The sequence below is a fragment of the Streptomyces prasinopilosus genome (genome assembly GCF_001419695.1).
Taxonomy (GTDB): domain Bacteria; phylum Actinomycetota; class Actinomycetes; order Streptomycetales; family Streptomycetaceae; genus Streptomyces; species Streptomyces prasinopilosus.
The window spans coordinates 1-18,594 of sequence record NZ_LIRG01000268.1 but is presented as its reverse complement, the minus strand read 5'-3'; the positions used below and the strand labels follow the sequence as shown (position 1 = coordinate 18,594).

Here is an 18,594-nt window from a genome sequence, read left to right as displayed (position 1 = left end):
GGGGGTGCGGACCGCCGGGTCCAGGACATGGACCATGGGGATCACTTGTGTCTGGCGTTCACCGACGACGCCGAGCAGCGCCGGGTCGTGACGGCGTACCTGACGGCCGGCCTGCACCGCGGTGAACGGGTCGTGTACTTCGCCGACCGGCTCGCTCCCCGAGAGGTCCTCGACTGGCTGGCCGCGTCCGGCACCGATCCCCGTCCTGCCGTGGAGGGGGGCCGGCTCGTGGTGACCACGGCGGACGACAGTTACCTGGCGACGGGCTCGTTCGACGCCGACGGCATGGTGGCTGCCCTGGAGCGGGAGGTGGACCAGTCCCTGACGGCCGGTTGCACCGGATTCCGGGTGAGCGGCGAGATGGGCTGGGCGCTTCGCCGGGTGCCCGGGGCCGACCGGCTCGCCGCCTACGAGACCGAGGTCAACCGGGTGTTCACCGGCCGGCGGGCTTCCGCCGTCTGCCAGTACGACGCCCGCCGCTTCGCCCCCGACCGGTTGGGCCACCTGTACGACTGTCATCCGGGGGCGGTCGAGCCCGAGCCGCTCCATCACGACGGCACGCTGCGGCTCGTTCCCTCCTTCCGGGGAGGACGCCGCAGCCTGCGTGTGGTGGGCAGCGTGGACCACCGCACCACGGACGCCCTCGCCGACGCCCTGGAGACGGCGTCGGCCTGGCCGGGCGACATCCAGGTGGACATGCGGGCGCTGGAGTTCATCGACCTGAGCAGTGTACGGGCGCTGGCCCGCGCCGCCGCGCGGCTGGAGGACGGCCGACGGCTGCACGTCGTGGAGCTCGCGCCCCTGCTCCGCCGGGTGATCGGCATGGCCGGCTTCGACGAGATCCCCGCCCTGGTGGTCACCGCCCGGGAATCCCCCGCGTGACCGGCCGCCGCGCCGCACCGCCCCCGGCCGCACCCGTGGGCCGGCGCACCGGCACGGGGCGCACAGCGGTCCGCCGTGTGGGCCGGCGCGTCGTGTGCGACGTCACCAGCACCGGCCGCGGCGGGGCGGACCGGTACCTGGGCCGCCTCCCGCCCGGCCCGCAGCAGCGCGGGTACGGCATGTGGGCGGTGCGTCAGCTGTGCGACCTGCTCGAAGCGCACACCGGCCAGGACGGTACGACGGTGCGCCTCCCCATCGGCCTCGCCCGGACGGAGGGCCCCGGGGGCCCCGCCCCGCACCACTCACTCACCGGGGCACCGGCCGCGCACCTGACCGGTCCGCCCGGCTCCCCGCGCGGACCGGCTCCTCCAGCGGGATACGCGCGGTGATGCGTTTGCCGGCCGGCTCCCGCCGGACCTCGACGTCCCGGCTCAGCGCCGCGACGATCTCCAGACCGTGCCGGCCGACCCGGCGGGGGTCGGCGGACCAGAGCCTCGGCAGCGTCGTTCCGCCGTCCCGCACGGTGACGGACAACGTGCCCTCGGCGAGGACCAACGACAGTTCCATGGCCCCGGAACCGTACTTGATCGCGTTGGTGACCAGCTCGCTCACCACCAGTTGCGCCGCCTCCACCACGCGCACCGGCAGCTCCGGTCCCCCGCCGTCCGGCGGACCGGCGAGGAAACCGAGCACGGCGTCGCGCGCGTCGGCGGCACGGAACCCGTGGCGCTCGAACGTCACGGAGAGCACCCGCACATCGTCGTCGGCACATACCTGCCTGAGGCGTGAATCATTCAGCTCGAACTCACCATCCCGCACAACCGTCGCGTGACTCCCCCGTGGAGCACGGAACACTGGCCCGTCCCCCGGCGCCGGGACACCCGGCGGCCGAGCGGCCCGGCGATACTTCCCGCATATACCCGGCCGTCGTCGGCGCAGTCGTCACAGAACCGGTCGGACGGTTCCACGCCGTCGGCGGTCCCGCCGCCGACGCCCCGGCTCCCACCGGCCGGCCGCGCACGCGGGGAGGTGTCACGGGGACCAGCGGTGCCGTGCCCGTGGCATGTCCACGCGCGTGCCGCGCATGGGCGTCGCCTCGCGGCCGAGCAGTTCCGGCGCCTGTCCGTCATGGCAGGTGGAGGGTGTTCCGTCCGCGTGGACGACACGCCACCACGGCACGTTCCCGTCGAGCAGGCTCATGGCCCGCCCCACCTGCCGCGGGCCGACGCCGATCCTCCTGCCGATGTCTCCGTAGGAGGCGACGGAGCCGGCCGGGATGGCCAGGACGGCTTCCCGGACGTCGTCGATGAGATTCATGGGGGCCTCAGGTGGTCGGTGGGTAGGTCAGGCGCCCGTCGCTGACCCGTGCGTGCTCGTTCAGGACGGCGGGTCGTGACGTCGTACCCGACATGATGTGCACCACCTCGGCGCCGGCGACGATCAGCGCGTCGGAGATCAGCCTGCGGTGGCAGCGCCAGGGCACGGCCTCGCTGCACATGATGGCCGGCCGTTCGTCCTCGGCCAGCTCGAGCAGTTCGCCCAGGCCTTCCGCGAACCCTTCACCGGCCATGTAGTCGGCGTAATCACGGAAACCCTTCACGCGCCATGCGCCGTTCTCGCTCGGGACGCCCTTGGGCGTGTGCCGCCGGCCGCCCAGCTCGGCGATCCAGCGGTATGCGATGTCGGACGGGAGGGCGCCGACGATCGCGTCCTGATTCCACTGCGGGTACTTCCTCGACGACGGGTACGAGCGGACGTCGACCAAGCAGGTGATGTCATGGGCTCGCAGCAGTCCCAGTACCTCTTCGAAGTCGCGTGTCGAGTGTCCGACCGTATGGATGCGGTGCGTCATCCCGCCGCCCCTCCCGGGCCGCGCGATCCTCCGGCCGGTTCGCCGGGCCGGCGGCGCCCACCGCTGTCCGGTGCGTGCTTCGGAAACCCGTGTGCCATGTCCGCGGATCCTCCTCTCTACCGCTTGGTCAGCGCTGCCCCCTTGTGCAGGGCGACGTGGTCGGTTTTGTCACTCTTGATCTCGTATTGCGGTTCGTCCTCCGAGCAGTGGCGCGTATGACCCTTGTACTGCACGTCGCGCGTGTGCTTCTTGATGATGACTCCTTCCACCTGCCCGGCTTCCGAATTCCACCGCACGTGGTCCCCGACGTCGAACTTCTCCGTCACTTCCGGCTCCCTCCGCTTCGCTCTCTCCCGGGACCGGCAGCCGGATCGGTTCCGGCGCCGGACGGGACGAGTACCACCGGCGTCCCGTCCGACGCCTCCCGAAGGGGCTCGTCACCGCTTCGGACCCGGCCGTGTCCGCCTCACGGGCCTCGGACGGCCGTCTCAGCCGCCCGCGTCCGCGGCTCCGGCCTCCCAGCGCAGCAGGTCACCCGGCTGGCATTCCAGCACCTCGCAGAGCGCGGCGAGCGTCGTGAAGCGCACCGCCTTGGCGCGGCCGTTCTTGAGCACCGCCAGGTTGGCCGGGGTGATCCCGACGCGTTCGGCGAGTTCGCCCACGGACAGCTTGCGCTTCGCGAGCATCACGTCGATGTCGACGACGATCGGCATCAGATCACCTCGGCCAGCTCGGCCCGCATCCGCGCCGCCTCGATGTCGCGTGCGACCGCCTGGGCGAGCAGCATCCGCAGGACGAGCACGACCAGCGCGATCCCCAGGATCGCCACGACGACCCCGCACAGCAGCAGGACGACGCCCGGCGCGACGGCCTCGCCCGGTGCCAGGACGACCGCGAGCGCGAACACCAGGAGCGCGGCGGCGACGAACGCGCCGATCACGACGTGCACGTACCGGAAGGCGCCGAGGGAGAACACGGTTCCCCGCCGCACCATCGTCACCAGCCGCCACACGCAGACGAGTACCACCTGGGCCGTCACGACACCGAGCACGACGATGACGATCACCGGTGTCCGCACGGACGCGAGGGCCGCGCCGGCGTCGTCGAAGTCCGCGGCCAGCAGCGGCACCATGACCGCCTGCACGAACGCCGAGCCGGCGAGCAGCACCACCAGTACGGCACGCAGGGCCAGCACGGTCAGCTTTCCCACAACCCCTCCTTCACTCGATCAACGATCGAAATCTATCGAGAAACGATAGATGAAGCAAGGGTGGCGTGAGCCCGGGCCGTTTCGTCCGCTCCAGGGCGCCGCCCTGGCGTCCCGGGGCGGATGCGGGAGCCGGGCCCCGCGGTCACGGCGCTGCCGGCAGCGGCCGGAGCCCGGCGTGGCCGCCGGTGCTCAGGTCCGTGCGCGTCGCCGACAACAGGACAGGCAGGCGGAAGTGCTGTACCAAGGAATGAGGGCCGTGTCATGAGCAAACCCCGCCTTTGCCCGGAGAACACAGGAAACGCAAGGCGACCACCGGCACGGCCGTCCTCCCCTCCACGCAGCGTCGTCTGCGGGGGACCCCCCGTTTCTTCCCATCGCCTGGGTGGTGCGGCCGGGCTTTCCCGAAGTCCCACCACCGGAAGGAGATCGTCATGCGCGTACGGAAGATCGCGGTCTCGCTCGTGAGTCCGCTCGTCTTCGCCACCGCCTTCGCGATCCCATCGGCCACGGTCCCGCAAGCCTCCGCCGCTCCCGGGACCACGGCCGCAGCGGCACCGGAGGCCGGCCCGTCCTCGGCACCCGCCTCGATCGCCGACTACCGCCGCGGAGTTCGCGACGGACTCCGCGACGGGCTCCGTGACGGCCGCAGGGACGGCCGCCACTGCGACTACCGCGACACCTACGACGACCGGACCCGTCAGGGCAACCGCGACTACCGGCGCGGCTACCGCGACGGATACCGGGCCGCGTACGACACCGCGTTCCGCCAGGCGTTCAACCGGCACTGCCGCGACTAGGCCCGCGTCGGGAGCCGCAGCAGAGCCGTTCCGCCCCCGTCCGTCTCGCCGTCGACGCGCGGACGGCAGTCGGGACACCCCTCACCGGGCACCTCCCGCGGACGTGCCGCCGGTCCGGGACCGGGGGGGGACGGCAGCGCCGCGGCGTTCACCCGCACCGCCGAAGCCCCGCGGGGAGCCGGGCGCTCTCCGTCCCCCTCGCCACGAATTCCCGTCCGGTGCCCCGGACCCGCTCCGCGCGCCCGGTACCGAGGCCGTCGCGACCGAGTCCTCCGGCGTCGACGACTCCCCGTGCCGCGCCACCGCGACCGGGCCGGAGGGCCTTCCCCGGTGGACCGCAAGGACCGGGGCGTGACGGCTCCGTGAGTGCTCAAGGAGGTTGCATGCTGGAGAAGTCCGCCGAGTCCCCCACGACCGTGCCGAACGGGTCCGGAGCCACCGGACCCGGGATGCACGGGCCGGCGCGGGAGAACACCCCGTCGACAGACACGGAAAGGGGCCTCGCCGAGGTGCTCGCCGGCGTCCTGCGCGTCGACCGGGTGCCGGTCGACAGCAACTTCTTCGACGCCCTCGGCGCCAATTCGCTGGTGATGGCGCAGTTCTGTGCGCGCGTCAGGAAACGGCCGGACCTTCCGTCGGTGTCGATAAAGGACATCTACCGCCACCGGACGATCCGTCTCCTGGCGGCGGCGCTCGCCACCGCCGGGAACGGCACCGGAACCGGCGTCGCTCCCGCACCCGTCCTCGTCGACCCGCCGGCTCCGGCCCCCTCGAGGGCCGCGCCTCCCGTCGGTACGCCGCAGTACGTCCTCTGCGGAACACTGCAGTTCCTGCTCTTCCTGGGATACTCCTTCCTCGTCTCACTCCTCGTCGCACAGGGCTACGCGTGGATCTCCGCCGGCGCGAACGCGGCGGACGTCTACGTGCGGTCGGTCGTCTTCGGCGGCGCCGGATTCGTCGGCATGTGCGCCTTCCCGGTCGCGGCCAAATGGATCCTCGTCGGCCGGTGGAAGGAAAGCGAGTTCCCGGTCTGGAGTCTGGCCTATCTGCGCTTCTGGACCGTCAAGGTGCTGCTCCACGCCAATCCGATGGTCCTCTTCGTGGGAAATCCCCTGTACGTGCTCTACCTGAGGGCGCTCGGCGCGCGCATCGGGGCGGGGGTCACGATCCTCTCGCGCAGCGTTCCGGTCTGCACCGACCTGCTCACGGTCGGCGCCGGCACGGTGATCCGCAAGGAGTCGTTCCTCCTGTGCTACCGGGCACACGCCGGCCGCATCGAAACGGGTCCGGTCACCCTCGGCCGGAACGTGTTCATCGGCGAGAAGACCGTGCTCGACATCGCCACGTCGATGGGCGACGGGGCACAGCTCGGTCACGCGTCGTCACTGCACAGCGGTCAGGCGGTCCCCGGCGGCCAGCGGTGGCACGGATCTCCGGCACAGCGCACGGAGCTCGACTACGTGCGGGTCCCGCCCGCCAGGTGCGGCACTCTGCGCCGGTTCGGCTTCGGTCTCGCCACGGTGGGTCAGCTGTTCCTCCTGTCCGTTCCGCTGGCCGTCGGGGGCCTGTACATGCTGTCGACCGAAGTCCCGGCGCTGAACGACCGGCTGGCACCGGGAGCGGCGGGACTCGGAGCGTCCCGGCTCTACGTCCACGCGCTGATCATCTCCTGCGTCCTGTTCTTCGGCTTCGTCGTCGTGGGCGCCGTCGCCCTGTTCACCGTGCCGCGCCTGCTGAACCTGTTCGTCGAGCCGGGCAGGGTGTATCCGCTGTACGGTCTCCAGTACTCGGCGCACCGGGCGATCGCGCGCATCACCAACGTGAAGTTCTTCACCTGGCTGTTCGGCGACAGTTCCTACATCGTCCCCTATCTGCGCGGGCTCGGGTACGACCTGTCCCGGGTGGAGCAGACCGGGTCCAACTTCGGCACGGAAGTGCAGCACGAGACCCCGTACCTGTGCTCCGTCGGCAGCGGCACGATGGTCGCCGACGGCCTGTCGATCGTCAACGCCGACTTCTCCAGCACGTCCTTCCGGATCTCCCGGGCGTCGATCGGACGGCACAACTTCCTCGGCAACAACATCGCTTATCCGTCCGGGGCGAGGACGGGCGACGACTGTCTCCTCGCGACGAAGGTGATGGTTCCCCTCGACGGCGAGGTGCGCAAGGGGGTGGGCCTGCTCGGCTCGCCGTGCTTCGAGATCCCCCGGTCGGTGGAGCGCGACTCGCGGTTCGACCACCTGCGGACCGGGGCCGAGTTGCGCCGCAACCTCGCCGCCAAGAACCGCTGGAACATCCGGTCGATGGTGCTCTTCCTGCTCGTGCGCTGGTTCTTCTTCTTCGTCCTGACGGTGCTCGCCCTCGCGGACGTCGAGCTGTACGGCTCCTTCGGACATGCGGCGATCGCGGCGTTCCTGGTGGCCACCCTGGCGTTCACGCCCCTCTACTTCGTGCTGGTGGAGCGTGCCATCGTGGCCTTCCGCGGGCTGCGACCGCGGTTGTGCTCCATCTACGACCCGTACTTCTGGTGGCACGAGCGCCTGTGGAAGGTGCCCGACGAGTACCTCGACGTCTTCAACGGCACCCCCTTCAAGAACGTGATCTGGCGGCTCCTGGGGGTCCGGCTCGGCAGCAGGGTCTTCGACGACGGCTGCTATCTGACGGAGCGGATGCTCACCACCATCGGGAACGACTGCACCCTCAACGCGGGGAGCAAGATCCAGTGCCACTCCCAGGAGGACGGCACCTTCAAGTCCGACCGCAGCACGCTGGGGAACGGGTGCACGCTCGGCGTCGGCTCCCACGTCCACTACGGGGTGGCGATGGGCGACGGCTCGGTGCTCGCGCCCGACTCCTTCCTCATGAAGGGCGAGGAGGTCCCGCGGAACGCGCGGTGGGGCGGCAACCCGGCCACGGAGATGAGCGACGCGGCCCGGCCGGCGGCGACGGACCCGGCGGCCGCGGCGAGTGCGGAGAGGGACTGATCGATGGTGACGCGAGTGACGGACCGGGAATTCTGGCGCGGTGTGCTCCTCACCGGCGGATCCACCGCGATCCCCCGGTGGACGCTCCGACCGGTGAGGGGCGTCGGCGAGCACGAGGCGGCGGTTCCGGATGACGTGATGGACGTCCTGCGCCGGTCGGCGGAGGAACTCATGACCCCCCTCGGCTCCGTGCTGCTGGCCGCGCACGCCAAGGTGCTCGCCGCGCTGTCGGGAGAGCGGGAGGTCACGACCGGCTACGTCGTGGAGGAGGGCGGCCGGCCGTTGCCCTGCCGGCTGACGACCGCACCGGCATCATGGCGGGCGCTCCTGGCCGAGACCCGTCGCGTCGTGTCGGACCTGCGGGCGCACCAGGACTTCCCGGTCGACGACCTCGGGCGCGAGCTGGGCCTCGCCGGACCGCCGGCCGAGACCGTCCTCGATCCGGGTCCGGCCTCCGGCCCCGGCGATCTCGACGCGGGCACCGTGCTGCGGGTGGCGTTCTCGGAGCGCGGGGGCCGGCCCGTGCTGCGGTCGCGGTACCGGACCGACGTGCTCGACGCGGACCACGCCGCCCGGATCGCCGGTTACCACCTCACCGCGCTCGCCCTCATGGCCGCGGATCCGGACGCCGAGCACGCGCGGCAGAGCCTGCTCTCCGACGAGGAGCTCCGGTTCCAGGTCGAAGGGCTGGCCGGGCCGCGCCGTACCCTGCCGGACGCCCGGACGCACGAGCTGTTCGAGCAGCGGGTGAGGCTGCACCCGGACGCCGTCGCGGCCGTGCACGGCGACCGGGAGTGGACCTACCGGGAGCTCGACGCACGGGCCAATCGGCTGGGACGGGCCCTGGTGGCGCGGGGGCTGCGGCGCGAAGGGGTCGTCGCGGTGGTGACCGGGAGGAACCTGGACTGGATGGCCTGCGTCCTCGCGGTCTTCAAGGCCGGGGGCGTGTACCTGCCCGTCGAGCCGCACTTCCCGGCCGAGCGCATCGCGGCCATGCTCTCCCGCGCCGGGTGCGGGCTCGTGCTCACCGAGCCCGCAAGCACCGGCTCGCTCGACCGGGCCCTGGAGTCACTGCCGGGAGTCCAAAAACTCCTCATCGGCACGGCGTACGAGGAGAGCGAGCGCGACGACGGCCCGGGCATCGCCGTCGCACCGGACCAACTCGCCTACATCTACTTCACCTCCGGCTCCACCGGAGAGCCCAAGGGGGCGATGTGCGAGCACGCGGGCATGCTCAACCACCTCCACGCCAAGATCCATGACCTGGGGCTCGACGTCGGCGAGGGACAGGTGGTCGCCCAGACCGCCCCCCAGTGCTTCGACATCTCGCTGTGGCAGCTGCTGTCCGCCCTCCTGGTGGGCGGGCGGACCGTGCTGGTCGAGCAGGAGGTGATCCTGGACGTCCGGCGGTTCGTCGACGGGATCGCCCGTGACCGGGTCACCGTGCTCCAGGTCGTGCCGTCGTACCTCGAAGCCGTCCTGACGTACCTGGAACGGCACCCGTGCGAGCTGCCCGCCCTGCGGTGCGTGTCCGTCACCGGTGAGGCGCTGAAGAAGGAGCTCACCCAGCGCTGGTTCGCGGCGATGCCCGGCGTCAAGCTGGTCAACGCCTACGGACTGACCGAGACCTGCGACGACACCCACCACGAGGTCCTGGACCGGGTGCCGGACCGGGAGCGGGTCCCGCTCGGTCCCCCCGTCGGCAACGTCCACGTCTACGTCGTCGACGAGCACCTGTCCCCGGTGCCGCTCGGCGCCCCCGGCGAGATCGTCTTCTCCGGCGTCTGCGTCGGCCGCGGCTACGTCAACGACCCCGACCGCACCCGGCGGGCCTTCCTGCCCGACCCGCACCGCGGGGGATCCCGGCTCTACCGCAGTGGCGACCACGGCCGCTGGCTGCCCGAGGGCAAGCTGGAGTTCCTCGGGCGTCGCGACACCCAGGTCAAGATCCGTGGTTTCAGGATCGAGACCGGCGAGATCGAGAACACCCTGCTGCGGGTGCCCGGCGTCCGCGACGCCGCGGTGGTGGCCGCCGAGCGGCCCGACCGGAGCAAACGGCTCGTGGCCTTCTGCTCCGGCCCCGGAGCGCTCCGCGTCGAGGAGCTGCGGGACCGGCTGGGCGAGTCGCTGCCGGAGTACATGGTGCCGTCCGCCTTCCACTGGCGGGAAAGGCTGCCGCTGACCGCCAACGGCAAGATCGACAAGAGGGCGCTGGCGGCGTTCGCGACGGAAGCGGACACCGTCGGGGACGGCGAGGAGGACCTCCACGTGCCGGGGACGCCGACCGAACGGCGGTTGGCGGCCGCCTGGGCGGAGGTGCTCGGCATCCCCCGGGCCCGGATCGACCGCCGGGACCACTTCTTCGACCGGGGCGGCACCTCGCTGTCGGCCGTACGGCTGGCGATCGCCCTGGACCGCACGGTGTCGCTCAAGGACGTGACCGGCCATCCGGTGCTCGCCGATCTGGCCGCACTGGTCGACGGCAGGTCCGCTCGGCGTTCCGGACTGCTCCAGCCGCTGTGCGCACCGGACGGCGCGCCGGCCGGTGCGCTGGTGTGCTTCCCCCACGCCGGCGGCAACGCGGTGAACTTCCAGCCGATGGCCAGGGCGCTGCGCGGCAGCGGACTCGCGGTCCACGCCGTCGAGGCGCCCGGTCACGACGTGGCCGCCGGGAGCGAGCCCTTCGCGTCGATGACGGAGGTGGTCGACCGGGTCGTCGCCGAGATCACCGGACGTGGCCTGCGTGGAATCCTGCTGTGGGGTCACTCGTCGGGCGCGGCTTCCGCCGTGGAGACGGCCAGGCGGCTGGACGAGTGCGGGGTGGAGGTCCGACGGGTCTTCATCGGCGCGCAGTTGCTCGGCACCGCCGCCGGCCGGCGCGAAGCCGTCACCGAGCTGACCGGACTGAGCGACGCCGAGATCGCCGCGAAGCTGAGCGCGGACAGCGGCCACCCCGGACTCCACGAGCTGGATGCGCGACGCGCCGAGCACATCGGTGCGGCCTATCGGCACGACTGCGTGTCCGCGCACCGCTATTTCGCGGATCTCCTCGCCACTCCCCCGGCGGTGAGGCTGTCCGTGCCGCTCACCGTGGTCGTCGCCGCCGACGATCCGCTGACGGCCGGTCACCTGCGGCGCCACCGCGACTGGGAGCTCCTCGCGGCCCACGTCGACCTGCACGAACTCGCCGGGGGCGGCCACTACTTCCCGCGCAACCGTCCCGCCGAGGCGGCACAGGCCGTGCTGCGCACCGCCGAACCGCTGCCCTCTTCCTGAGCGGTGCACACGGCCGCACACCGAAAGGAGAACAGGATGTCCTCCACGTTCCCGACGTTGCTGCTCGACGAGGTCGAACTCCGGCCCGGCCGGCCCCCGGTGCTAAGGGCCGACACCACCGGTGACGCACCGCGCTGGGCGGCCGAGCACCGGGAGGCGCTGCGCGCCGTCGTCGCCGAGCACGGCTGCGTCCTGGTCCGCGGCCTCGGGCTGCGCGACGTGGCCGGAGCACGGGCCGTCTTCGAGCGGCTGAGCACCGGGCTGACGGCCGAGAGGGAGGCTTTCGCGCCCCGGCGGACCCATGCCGACGGCGTGTACTCCTCGGCCCAGTGGCCGCAGAACCAGCCGATGTGCATGCACCACGAGCAGAGCTACACGCTCGAGTTCCCCGGGATGCTGCTGCTCGCCTGCCTCACCGCGCCCCACCGGGGCGGGGCGACCGGAGTGGCCGACGCGGCGGCCGTGCTCGAGGAACTGCCCACCGCGTTGACCGAACGGTTCGAACGGGAGGGCTGGCTGCTCACCCGAAGCTACAACGACGAGATCGGGTCGTCCCTCGCCGAGGCGTTCGGCACCGACGAGCGGGGCGCCGTGGAGGACTACTGCCGTGCCCACGCGATCGAGTGCGCGTGGCAGCCCGACGGGACCCTGCGCACCAGGCAGCGCCGCAGCGCCGTGATACGCCATCCGGTCAGCGGGCGGCGCTGCTGGTTCAACCAGGTCGCGTTCCTCAATGAGTGGACCCTGGCCCCCGAGGTCCGCGAGTACCTCGTCGAGGTCTACGGCGCCGACGGACTGCCGTTCAACACCCGGTTCGGAGGCGGCGACCCGATCGGTGAGGACGTGGTGCGGTTGCTCAACGAGGTCTACGAGACCCGCACCGCACGCGAGCCGTGGCAGGCCGGCGACCTGATGATCGTCGACAACCTGCGCACAGCGCACAGCCGGGAGCCCTTCGAGGGCCCGCGCGACGTGCTCGTCGCGATGGCCGACCCGGTACGACTGTCCGACTGTTCGCCGACCTTCGAGGTGACCGCCCGATGACCAGCGTCCCCACTGCCGTGACGGCGTCCGCGACGGGCGGGCCGCCCCCCGTGCGGCCCTTCGCGGTGATCTCCGGTGCCCAGGTCCAGCAGGTGCTGGAGGGGCGCGAGAAGCAGCTCGTCGAACTGGCCGAGGCCGTCTACCGGCTGCACGGGGCCGGTGACTCGGTGAATCCGCCGTCGTACTTCCTGCGCTTCCCCGACCGTCCGGCCTCCCGGATCATCGCGCTGCCGGCCTCGCTCGGCGGGCACGTACGGGTGGACGGCGTCAAGTGGATCTCCAGTTTCCCGGAGAACGTCCGGGCCGGCATTCCGCGGGCGTCCGCCGTGCTGATCCTCAACGACCAGGACACCGGTTACCCGTTCGCCTGCATGGAGAGTTCCATCATCAGCGCCACCAGGACGGCCGCGTCCGCCGCGCTGGCCGCGGACCGGCTCAGCCGGGACCGGCCGCGGCCCGCGCGCGTCGGGTTCGTCGGGACGGGCCTGATCGCCCGCTACATCCACACGTTCCTGGCCGGCACCGGCTGGTCGTTCGACGAGACGGGCGTACACGACCTGGCCGCCGACAGCGCGGCCGGGTTCTGCCGCTACCTCGAGCAGTCGGGCGCCACCGGCCGGATCACGGTGCACCACAGCGCCGAGGAGCTGATCCGGAGCAGCGACCTGGTGGTCTTCGCCACCGTCGCCGGTGCGCCGCACGTCGGCGACCCCGCGTGGTTCTCGCACCATCCCGTGGTTCTGCACGTGTCCCTGCGCGACCTCGCGCCGGAGGTCGTCCTCGCCTCGGCCAACATCGTGGACGACGTCGAGCACTGCCTGAAGGCCGACACCTCGCCGCACCTGGCCGAGCGGCTCACGGGCGGCCGGGACTTCCTGCAGGGCACGCTGGACGACGTGCTGGCCGGACGGGTGAGCGTGCCGGCGGACCGCCCGGTGGTGTTCTCGCCCTTCGGTCTCGGGGTGCTCGACCTCGCGGTCGGCAAGTACGTCTACGACGACCTGGTCCGCTCCGGAGAACTGCACGTCATCGACGGCTTCTTCCACGAACTGCGCCGTTACGGATAACCGTCCGAGAGCGCCCTGCGGCAGATGAGGAGGAGGCCGTCGTGCCCGTCATATCCGCTCCCCACGCCTTCAACGAGTCCCAGCTCTATGTCGACCTGGAGCCCATCTTCGGGCACTCCCTGTTCCTGAAGTGCGAGGGCTTCAACTTCGCCGGCTCGATCAAGCTGAAGGCCGCGACCGAGATGGTGGAGAGCGCCGAGCGGGACGGGGACCTCGAACCGGGTTCGATCCTGGTCGAGTCCTCGTCCGGCAACCTCGGCGTGGCACTGAGCATGATCGCGGCGAGCAAGGGCTACCGGTTCCTGTGCGTGACGGACTCCCGCTGCAACCTGTCGACCAGACTCCTGATGGAGGCACTGGGCAGCCGGGTGCACGTCATCACCGGCTTGGACGCCGAGGGAAGCTTCCTGGGGGCGCGGATCGACTACGTCCGTGCGCTGTGCGATTCCGACGACCGGTACGTGTGGCTCAGCCAGTACACCAATCCGAACAACTGGAAGGCGCACTACCGCAGGACGGCACCGGAGATCGTCCAGCACTTCCCGCACCTGGACGTCCTGTTCGTCGGCGCCGGCACCACCGGGACCCTGATGGGCTGCGCACGGTACTTCCGCCAGTGGCACCGGCCGGTGCGGGTCGTCGCGGTGGACAGCGTCGGTTCGGTGACCTTCGGCGGTGCGCCGGGCCGCCGCATGATCCCCGGGCTCGGCATGAGCATGCCTGCGCCGCTGCTCGACGAGTCCTACGTGGACGAGGTGGTGCGCGTCGAGGAGACGGACACCATCCGTGCGTGCCACCGCCTGGCCAAACGCGGGTTCCTCTTCGGCGGTTCCACCGGCACGGTCGTCAGCGGCGCGATGCGCTGGCTGGACGAGCACGGCACGCGTGAACCCACCGCGGTGGCCATCGCCCCGGACCTCGGCGAGCGCTACCTCGACACCATCTACCAGTCCAACTGGCTGCACGATCTTTACGGTGAGGACACGCTCGACCCCGACGGGACGGCCGGCGGCCCCTGGGCAGCCGGTCCGGTGCCCACGCTCCGGGGGAACCCCCCGCCCGCGAACCGGCGACGGCGGCAGTGACGGACACCGCGGCCCCCGCGAGCGTCGCGGCGGGCCGCGGTGCTCACGGGGCCGTGCTCGATCACTGCCGTGTCCCGGTCCGGTGTCCCGGTCCGGTCATCGTCCCGGTCCCGCGACGGCGTAGGCCGCGGTGCCGGCGACCGCGAGGACCAGAGCCGTCCAGGTGCCCGCCGGCGTGCCGGGCGGCAGCAGCATCCAGGTCGCCACCTGCATCGGCGCGCTCGTCGGGGGTGGGGCGAAGAACGAGAACGAGAGCCAGGCGAACGGCGGCGTCCACGCGTACCGGCCGCCCGAGAGCGCCGCGCCCAGGGCGGCCAGTCCCATCAGGCCGGCGCCGTCCCGGACGACGAACGCGAGGGCGACCGTGTCCTCGCCCACGGTCTGCACGGTCAGCAGCACCGTGCAGACGACCGCGCCGGCGAGCAGCACGTGGGCCGCCCTGCGCGGCGCCCAGCGGATCGCGGCCGTCCGGTCCAGCGCGAGGTCCTGCCCGCCGAGCCCGATCGAGGCGGCCATCGCCCCCAGGGCGAGGACGAGCACGGGCAGCCGCGGATCCCCGGGCGCCCCGTCCCCGGCGAGCACCCATGCCGTCACCGCGCCGACCACTGTCGTGGCGAGCGACGCGGGCACCTGCCGTGAGCGCGCGTACAGCGTCAGCCATCTCACCGGGACGCACCGCCGGACAGGGCTTCGAAGGCGTCGCCCTCGCAGGAGAGCGCGGCGGCGCGCATCGCGTTGATCCGCGAGAGCTGCTCGGCCCGCGGCAGCGCCTGGAGTTCCTTCCACACCGGGCGGGTCTCCGCCTCGGCCTCCCTGCGCAGATCCGCCGACTCCGTGGCGGGAAGCGGCCCGGGCTCCCCGAGGACCCAGCCCACCGCGACGGCCCGCGCGAAATCCTCGGTGCCCCAACTGCTCCAGCCCACGGGGGTGCACCCCGGCACCATGGCTTCGGCGATCAGGGCCCGGGTCAGTTCCCCGCCCTTCGCCGCGGCGACGGTGTCGTCGTCGAAGTCGAAGAGCACGGTCTCGCCGGACCACCGCGGCACGGCGCCGTCCGGCAGTACGGCGGAGTTCTCCCGGACCGAGACCGGGGCCCGGTCGCCCAGGGCGCCGTGCAGCAGGCGCAGTGCCTCCTTGCCCGGGCCCGCGAGGTCGGCGAGTCGTGTCCGGTGCGTCGTGGTCACGCACACCGGGCCGTCGCACACCGGCTCCGCGGCGGCCTCGTCGACGACGTACATCCGGCGCGGGTCGGAGGGGAGGACCAGGAGGGCGATCGCCGCGCCCGCCAGGACGGGCGTCAGGGCGATCAGCCGGGCACGCCGGGTCGCGGCGATCAGCAGCGCGAAGCCGGTCGCGGCCATGCCGAGCAGCCAGACCGTCTGCCCGGCGTGCACGGGGGCGGAGAGCGTGAGGAGCGCGCTGCGCACCTCCTCCACCGCCGGTGACAGCAGGGAGATCCGGCGGGGCTCCGTGCTCTGGACTCCCTCCGCCGTGGTCGTCACGGTCCGTCCCAGCGACATGTGCATGAGGGCGGTGAAGACGAAAGCGCCCATGGCCAGCGCGGGCGGGGTCAGCACGGACGGCAGGGCCCGTCCGGCCCCCATGCCCAGCAGCGCGCCCGCGACGAGGAAGAGTGCTCCCACCAGCGAGATCGGCAGCCATCCGAGATGCGTGTACCCGGTGCGGGCGAGCACCTGGACACCGCCCACGAGGACGAGGAGCGCGAAGGCCGAGGTCAGGGTGATCGCCGTCGCGCCCGCCGTCGCGGCCGCGCGGTGCCGGGCGGGCCGCGGCGTGGTCGTCAGCAGCTCCGGCATCGTCGAGCGGTGGTCGCGCAGGCCCTGCAGCGCCCCGAGCCCCACGGCCAGCGGCCACAGGTAGAACAGCAGGCTGCGGGTCCACATCGCCAGGGACGTCCACTGGGCCGTCCACGCCGTGGTGCCCCTCCACCACGCGGCGTCCAGCAGGTACAGGAACGCCAGCGCGCTCGTGAGGACCAGGGCGCCGGCCCACGGGGCGACGGAGCGCCTCAGCTCGATGCGCAGGACACGGGTGTTCACCAGGCGCCCCTTTCCCGGCCGGGGCCCCGCAGCAGCGCCGAGTAGCCGCGCTCCAGGGGACTGTCGCCCATGTGCCCGGGACCGCCCGCCGCGGCCAGGTCGTCCGGGGTGCCCTGGAAGACCAGCCGGCCCTCGTCGAGGAGCACCACGTCGGTGCAGGCGGCGGCGACGTCCTCCACCAGATGGGTCGAGACGACCACGCACGTGTCCGTGCCCAGCTCCTGCAGCAGCTTTCGCAACCGCAGCCGCTGTGCCGGGTCCAGGCCGGCCGTGGGCTCGTCCAGCAGCAGGATCACCGGGTCGTTGACGATGGCCTGGGCGATGCCGACCCGGCGCACCATGCCGCCCGAGAGGGCCTTCATCCTCTCGTCGGCGCGGTCCGCCAGACCCACCCGTTCCACGGCGCGCTGCACCGCCGCGGGGACCTCCGCCTTCGGCACCTCCTTCAGCCACGCCATGTACTCGACGAACTCGCGCACCGTGAAGCGCCTGTAGTAGCCGAACTCCTGCGGCAGGTAACCGATCCGGCGGCGCAGCGCACGGTGCCCGCTCCTGCCGCCCGCGGACTCGCCGAGCAGCTCCAGGGTGCCCCCTGCGGGGCGCAGCACGGTGGCCAGGGCCCGGATGAGGGTGGTCTTGCCCGCCCCGTTGGGGCCGAGGAGTCCGTGTACACCGGTGCCCAGCGCCAGGTCGAGGCCGTCGACGGCCATGCGTCTCCTGCCGGCCCTGACCTTCAGCCCGGTGGCCCGGATCTCCCAGGCGTAGGCCGTCGGTGCGAGGTCGGCCGCGCTCGCTGCGGACGTCATGCGGTGTTCCTTTCCGGTGGTCATCGATGGGCTCCCAGCACGGAGTACGCGTCCCTGCGGGCGATCACGACGCCGACGCCGAGGACGAGGAGCAGTCCCCACGCGGGCAGGCCGCCCGTCTGCAGGGCGGCGGCCGTACGGCTGGTGGCCAGGGTCGGCGCCACGATCACGGCGGCCCACACGGCGGCCAGCACGGCGGCGGCGCGGGTCACGCCGACGGCACCGCCGAGTGCCAGCGTCGCCGCCGTGAAGGCCAGGCAGGGCAGCAGCCACTGGGCCGCCGACACCCCCGTCGCCCATCCGCCCGCCAGCAGCGCGGGGACGACCGCGCCGAGCACGGACGCGGTGCGCCGCAGCACCAGCGGAAGCCCGGCCCTGGGCGCCGAGACCGTCAGTTCGTACGCCGGGTCCAGGCCGCGCGACCAGGACGCCGCGACACCGAGCACGGGCAGGACCGGCGCGACCAGCAGCACCAGCGACACCTCGCCGAAACCGGTGCCGGCCAGGTCGAGCAGCAGGGCCGACAGGGTCACACCCACGACCATGGCCGGCCACGGCGCCGTCGTGGGCGTCAGCCACCGCGCCGGCCGGCGTCGTCCGCGCGGCATCGTGGCGGTGACCGCCAGCAGGGGTTCGAGGCCGGACCACACGGTGTCGACCAGCGACGCCACGGCGGGCACCTCGGCGCCGACGGTCGCGGACAGCCGGTCGCGGCACACCCGGCACGCCTCCAGGTGGGCCTCCACGGCCCACACCTCGTCGGCGGCGAGGTCCGTGCCGCCGCGCGCGTACCCCTCGATGAGCCGCGCCGACGCGTGTTCCGCGGTCATGCCAGTGTCCTCCGCATCGCGATCCGGGCCCGGCGGGCACGGGTCTTGACCGTGCCCTCAGGCAGTCCGAGCAGGACCGCGGTCTCCCGGACGGACAGCCCGTCGAGCACCATGGCCTGCAGTACCTGTCTCAGCTCCGGCGCGAGGCGCCGCAGCGCGTCCCCGACGTCACCGCCGACGGTCGCCGCGAGGGCCTCCTCCTCGGCGGCGGGCGCCGCGTCGGGCACGGCGGCGGCCGGCGGCGGTTCCGCGTGGTGGGCCCTGCGCCGGAACGCGTCGACCAGGCGGCGCGCCGCGATCGTCCACAGCCACCCGGTGGCCGATCCCCCGACCGCGGCACCGGCGAACGCACCCGCCGCACGCCACACCGCCAAGTAGGTCTCCTGCATGACCTCCGCGACGATCTGCTCGTCCGCACACCGGCGGCGCAGCCGCACCGCCATCCACGGCGACGTACGCCGGTACAACTCCTCGAACGCGGCACGGTCGCCCCGTGCCACCAGCCGGACGAGCCGTTCCTCGTCCACCTCGTGCGGCGCTGCTCTGACTGATCTCACACCCGCTAGACGCCCGGGCCGGGTCGCGGGTTTTCCCTCCGCCGTGACGCCCGTCACATCCCAGCAGCCCGCGCGTGCCCCGGTGCGGCGGTGGGGCCGGCGTCGGCGAAGGCGGGAAAAGCGGTGCCGGGGTGCGTTCCGGGC

18 protein-coding genes are annotated in these 18,594 nt (G+C 72.6%); 7 read left to right on the top strand and 11 right to left on the bottom strand.

The genetic code is table 11. From position 1 onward, the window contains the following. Positions 1 to 27: 27 nt before the first annotated feature. Positions 28 to 882 carry an MEDS domain-containing protein gene (locus tag AOK18_RS12655; protein ID WP_157865083.1) on the top strand — a complete coding sequence of 285 codons (855 nt, stop codon included), beginning with the start codon at positions 28 to 30 and terminating at the stop codon, positions 880 to 882. 306 nt (positions 883 to 1,188) lie between these two features. On the opposite strand, the gene AOK18_RS32515 is transcribed toward AOK18_RS12655, so the two are convergent. From AOK18_RS32515 to AOK18_RS12625, 6 genes are all read right to left on the bottom strand, one after another. Then, entirely contained in the window at positions 1,189 to 1,632 is a 444-nt protein-coding gene (locus AOK18_RS32515) for an ATP-binding protein (protein WP_240503159.1), read from the bottom strand. Positions 1,633 to 1,914: 282 nt separating this feature from the next. Continuing rightward, positions 1,915 to 2,199 (bottom strand): MGMT family protein, encoded by a 285-nt coding sequence (locus AOK18_RS12645; RefSeq protein ID WP_055694401.1) that lies wholly within the window; start codon positions 2,197 to 2,199, stop codon positions 1,915 to 1,917. A gap of 7 nt (positions 2,200 to 2,206) precedes the next feature. Continuing rightward, positions 2,207 to 2,734 carry a DUF488 domain-containing protein gene (locus AOK18_RS12640; RefSeq protein ID WP_055694400.1) on the bottom strand — a complete coding sequence of 176 codons (528 nt, stop codon included), beginning with the start codon at positions 2,732 to 2,734 and terminating at the stop codon, positions 2,207 to 2,209. Between the two features lie 116 nt (positions 2,735 to 2,850). Beyond that, positions 2,851 to 3,060, bottom strand: a complete 210-nt coding sequence (locus AOK18_RS12635; RefSeq protein ID WP_055570412.1) for a hypervirulence associated TUDOR domain-containing protein — start codon at positions 3,058 to 3,060, stop codon at positions 2,851 to 2,853. Between the two features lie 162 nt (positions 3,061 to 3,222). After that, positions 3,223 to 3,447, bottom strand: a complete 225-nt coding sequence (locus tag AOK18_RS12630; protein ID WP_055570413.1) for a helix-turn-helix domain-containing protein — start codon at positions 3,445 to 3,447, stop codon at positions 3,223 to 3,225. Further along, complete coding sequence (locus AOK18_RS12625; RefSeq protein ID WP_055570414.1) at positions 3,447 to 3,944, bottom strand: DUF2975 domain-containing protein; 498 nt, start codon at positions 3,942 to 3,944, stop codon at positions 3,447 to 3,449. Before AOK18_RS12625 ends, AOK18_RS12630 begins: the two co-directional genes overlap by 1 nt. Before the next feature lie 431 nt (positions 3,945 to 4,375). Between AOK18_RS12625 and AOK18_RS12620 the strand changes: the two genes are divergently transcribed. The 6 genes from AOK18_RS12620 to sbnA all read left to right on the top strand — a co-directional run bounded on the left by AOK18_RS12620 (position 4,376) and on the right by sbnA (position 14,197). Further along, on the top strand, positions 4,376 to 4,741 hold the full coding sequence (locus AOK18_RS12620; protein ID WP_055694399.1) for a hypothetical protein: 366 nt from the start codon (positions 4,376 to 4,378) through the stop codon (positions 4,739 to 4,741). A gap of 383 nt (positions 4,742 to 5,124) precedes the next feature. Beyond that, positions 5,125 to 7,725 carry a Pls/PosA family non-ribosomal peptide synthetase gene (locus AOK18_RS12615; RefSeq protein ID WP_055694398.1) on the top strand — a complete coding sequence of 867 codons (2,601 nt, stop codon included), beginning with the start codon at positions 5,125 to 5,127 and terminating at the stop codon, positions 7,723 to 7,725. A gap of 3 nt (positions 7,726 to 7,728) precedes the next feature. After that, positions 7,729 to 11,001 carry a non-ribosomal peptide synthetase gene (locus tag AOK18_RS12610; RefSeq protein WP_055694397.1) on the top strand — a complete coding sequence of 1,091 codons (3,273 nt, stop codon included), beginning with the start codon at positions 7,729 to 7,731 and terminating at the stop codon, positions 10,999 to 11,001. 36 nt (positions 11,002 to 11,037) lie between these two features. Continuing rightward, entirely contained in the window at positions 11,038 to 12,045 is a 1,008-nt protein-coding gene (locus tag AOK18_RS12605) for a TauD/TfdA family dioxygenase (RefSeq protein WP_055694396.1), read from the top strand. Then, positions 12,042 to 13,112: a 2,3-diaminopropionate biosynthesis protein SbnB gene (gene sbnB / locus AOK18_RS12600; RefSeq protein ID WP_055570419.1), complete on the top strand. Its 1,071-nt coding sequence runs from the start codon at positions 12,042 to 12,044 to the stop codon at positions 13,110 to 13,112. Before AOK18_RS12605 ends, sbnB begins: the two co-directional genes overlap by 4 nt. Positions 13,113 to 13,153: 41 nt before the next feature. Then, positions 13,154 to 14,197 (top strand): 2,3-diaminopropionate biosynthesis protein SbnA, encoded by a 1,044-nt coding sequence (sbnA, locus tag AOK18_RS12595; RefSeq protein ID WP_055694395.1) that lies wholly within the window; start codon positions 13,154 to 13,156, stop codon positions 14,195 to 14,197. A gap of 96 nt (positions 14,198 to 14,293) precedes the next feature. On the opposite strand, the gene AOK18_RS12590 is transcribed toward sbnA, so the two are convergent. From AOK18_RS12590 to AOK18_RS12570, 5 genes are read right to left on the bottom strand one after another with little or no spacing between them, the layout of a single operon-like run. Continuing rightward, positions 14,294 to 14,863, bottom strand: coding sequence for a hypothetical protein (locus AOK18_RS12590; RefSeq protein WP_055694394.1), 570 nt, complete (start codon positions 14,861 to 14,863; stop codon positions 14,294 to 14,296). Next, positions 14,860 to 16,257, bottom strand: a complete 1,398-nt coding sequence (locus AOK18_RS12585; protein WP_055694393.1) for a hypothetical protein — start codon at positions 16,255 to 16,257, stop codon at positions 14,860 to 14,862. The genes AOK18_RS12590 and AOK18_RS12585 overlap by 4 nt, the downstream gene beginning before the upstream one ends. Further along, entirely contained in the window at positions 16,254 to 17,087 is an 834-nt protein-coding gene (locus AOK18_RS12580; RefSeq protein WP_055572173.1) for an ABC transporter ATP-binding protein, read from the bottom strand. The genes AOK18_RS12585 and AOK18_RS12580 overlap by 4 nt, the downstream gene beginning before the upstream one ends. After that, complete coding sequence (locus tag AOK18_RS12575; protein WP_055694392.1) at positions 17,084 to 17,893, bottom strand: cupin domain-containing protein; 810 nt, start codon at positions 17,891 to 17,893, stop codon at positions 17,084 to 17,086. The genes AOK18_RS12580 and AOK18_RS12575 overlap by 4 nt, the downstream gene beginning before the upstream one ends. Next, a complete protein-coding gene (locus AOK18_RS12570) occupies positions 17,890 to 18,450 on the bottom strand; it encodes an RNA polymerase sigma factor (protein WP_055575212.1) in 561 nt (186 codons plus the stop codon). The genes AOK18_RS12575 and AOK18_RS12570 overlap by 4 nt, the downstream gene beginning before the upstream one ends. Between the last annotated feature and the right edge of the window lie 144 nt (positions 18,451 to 18,594).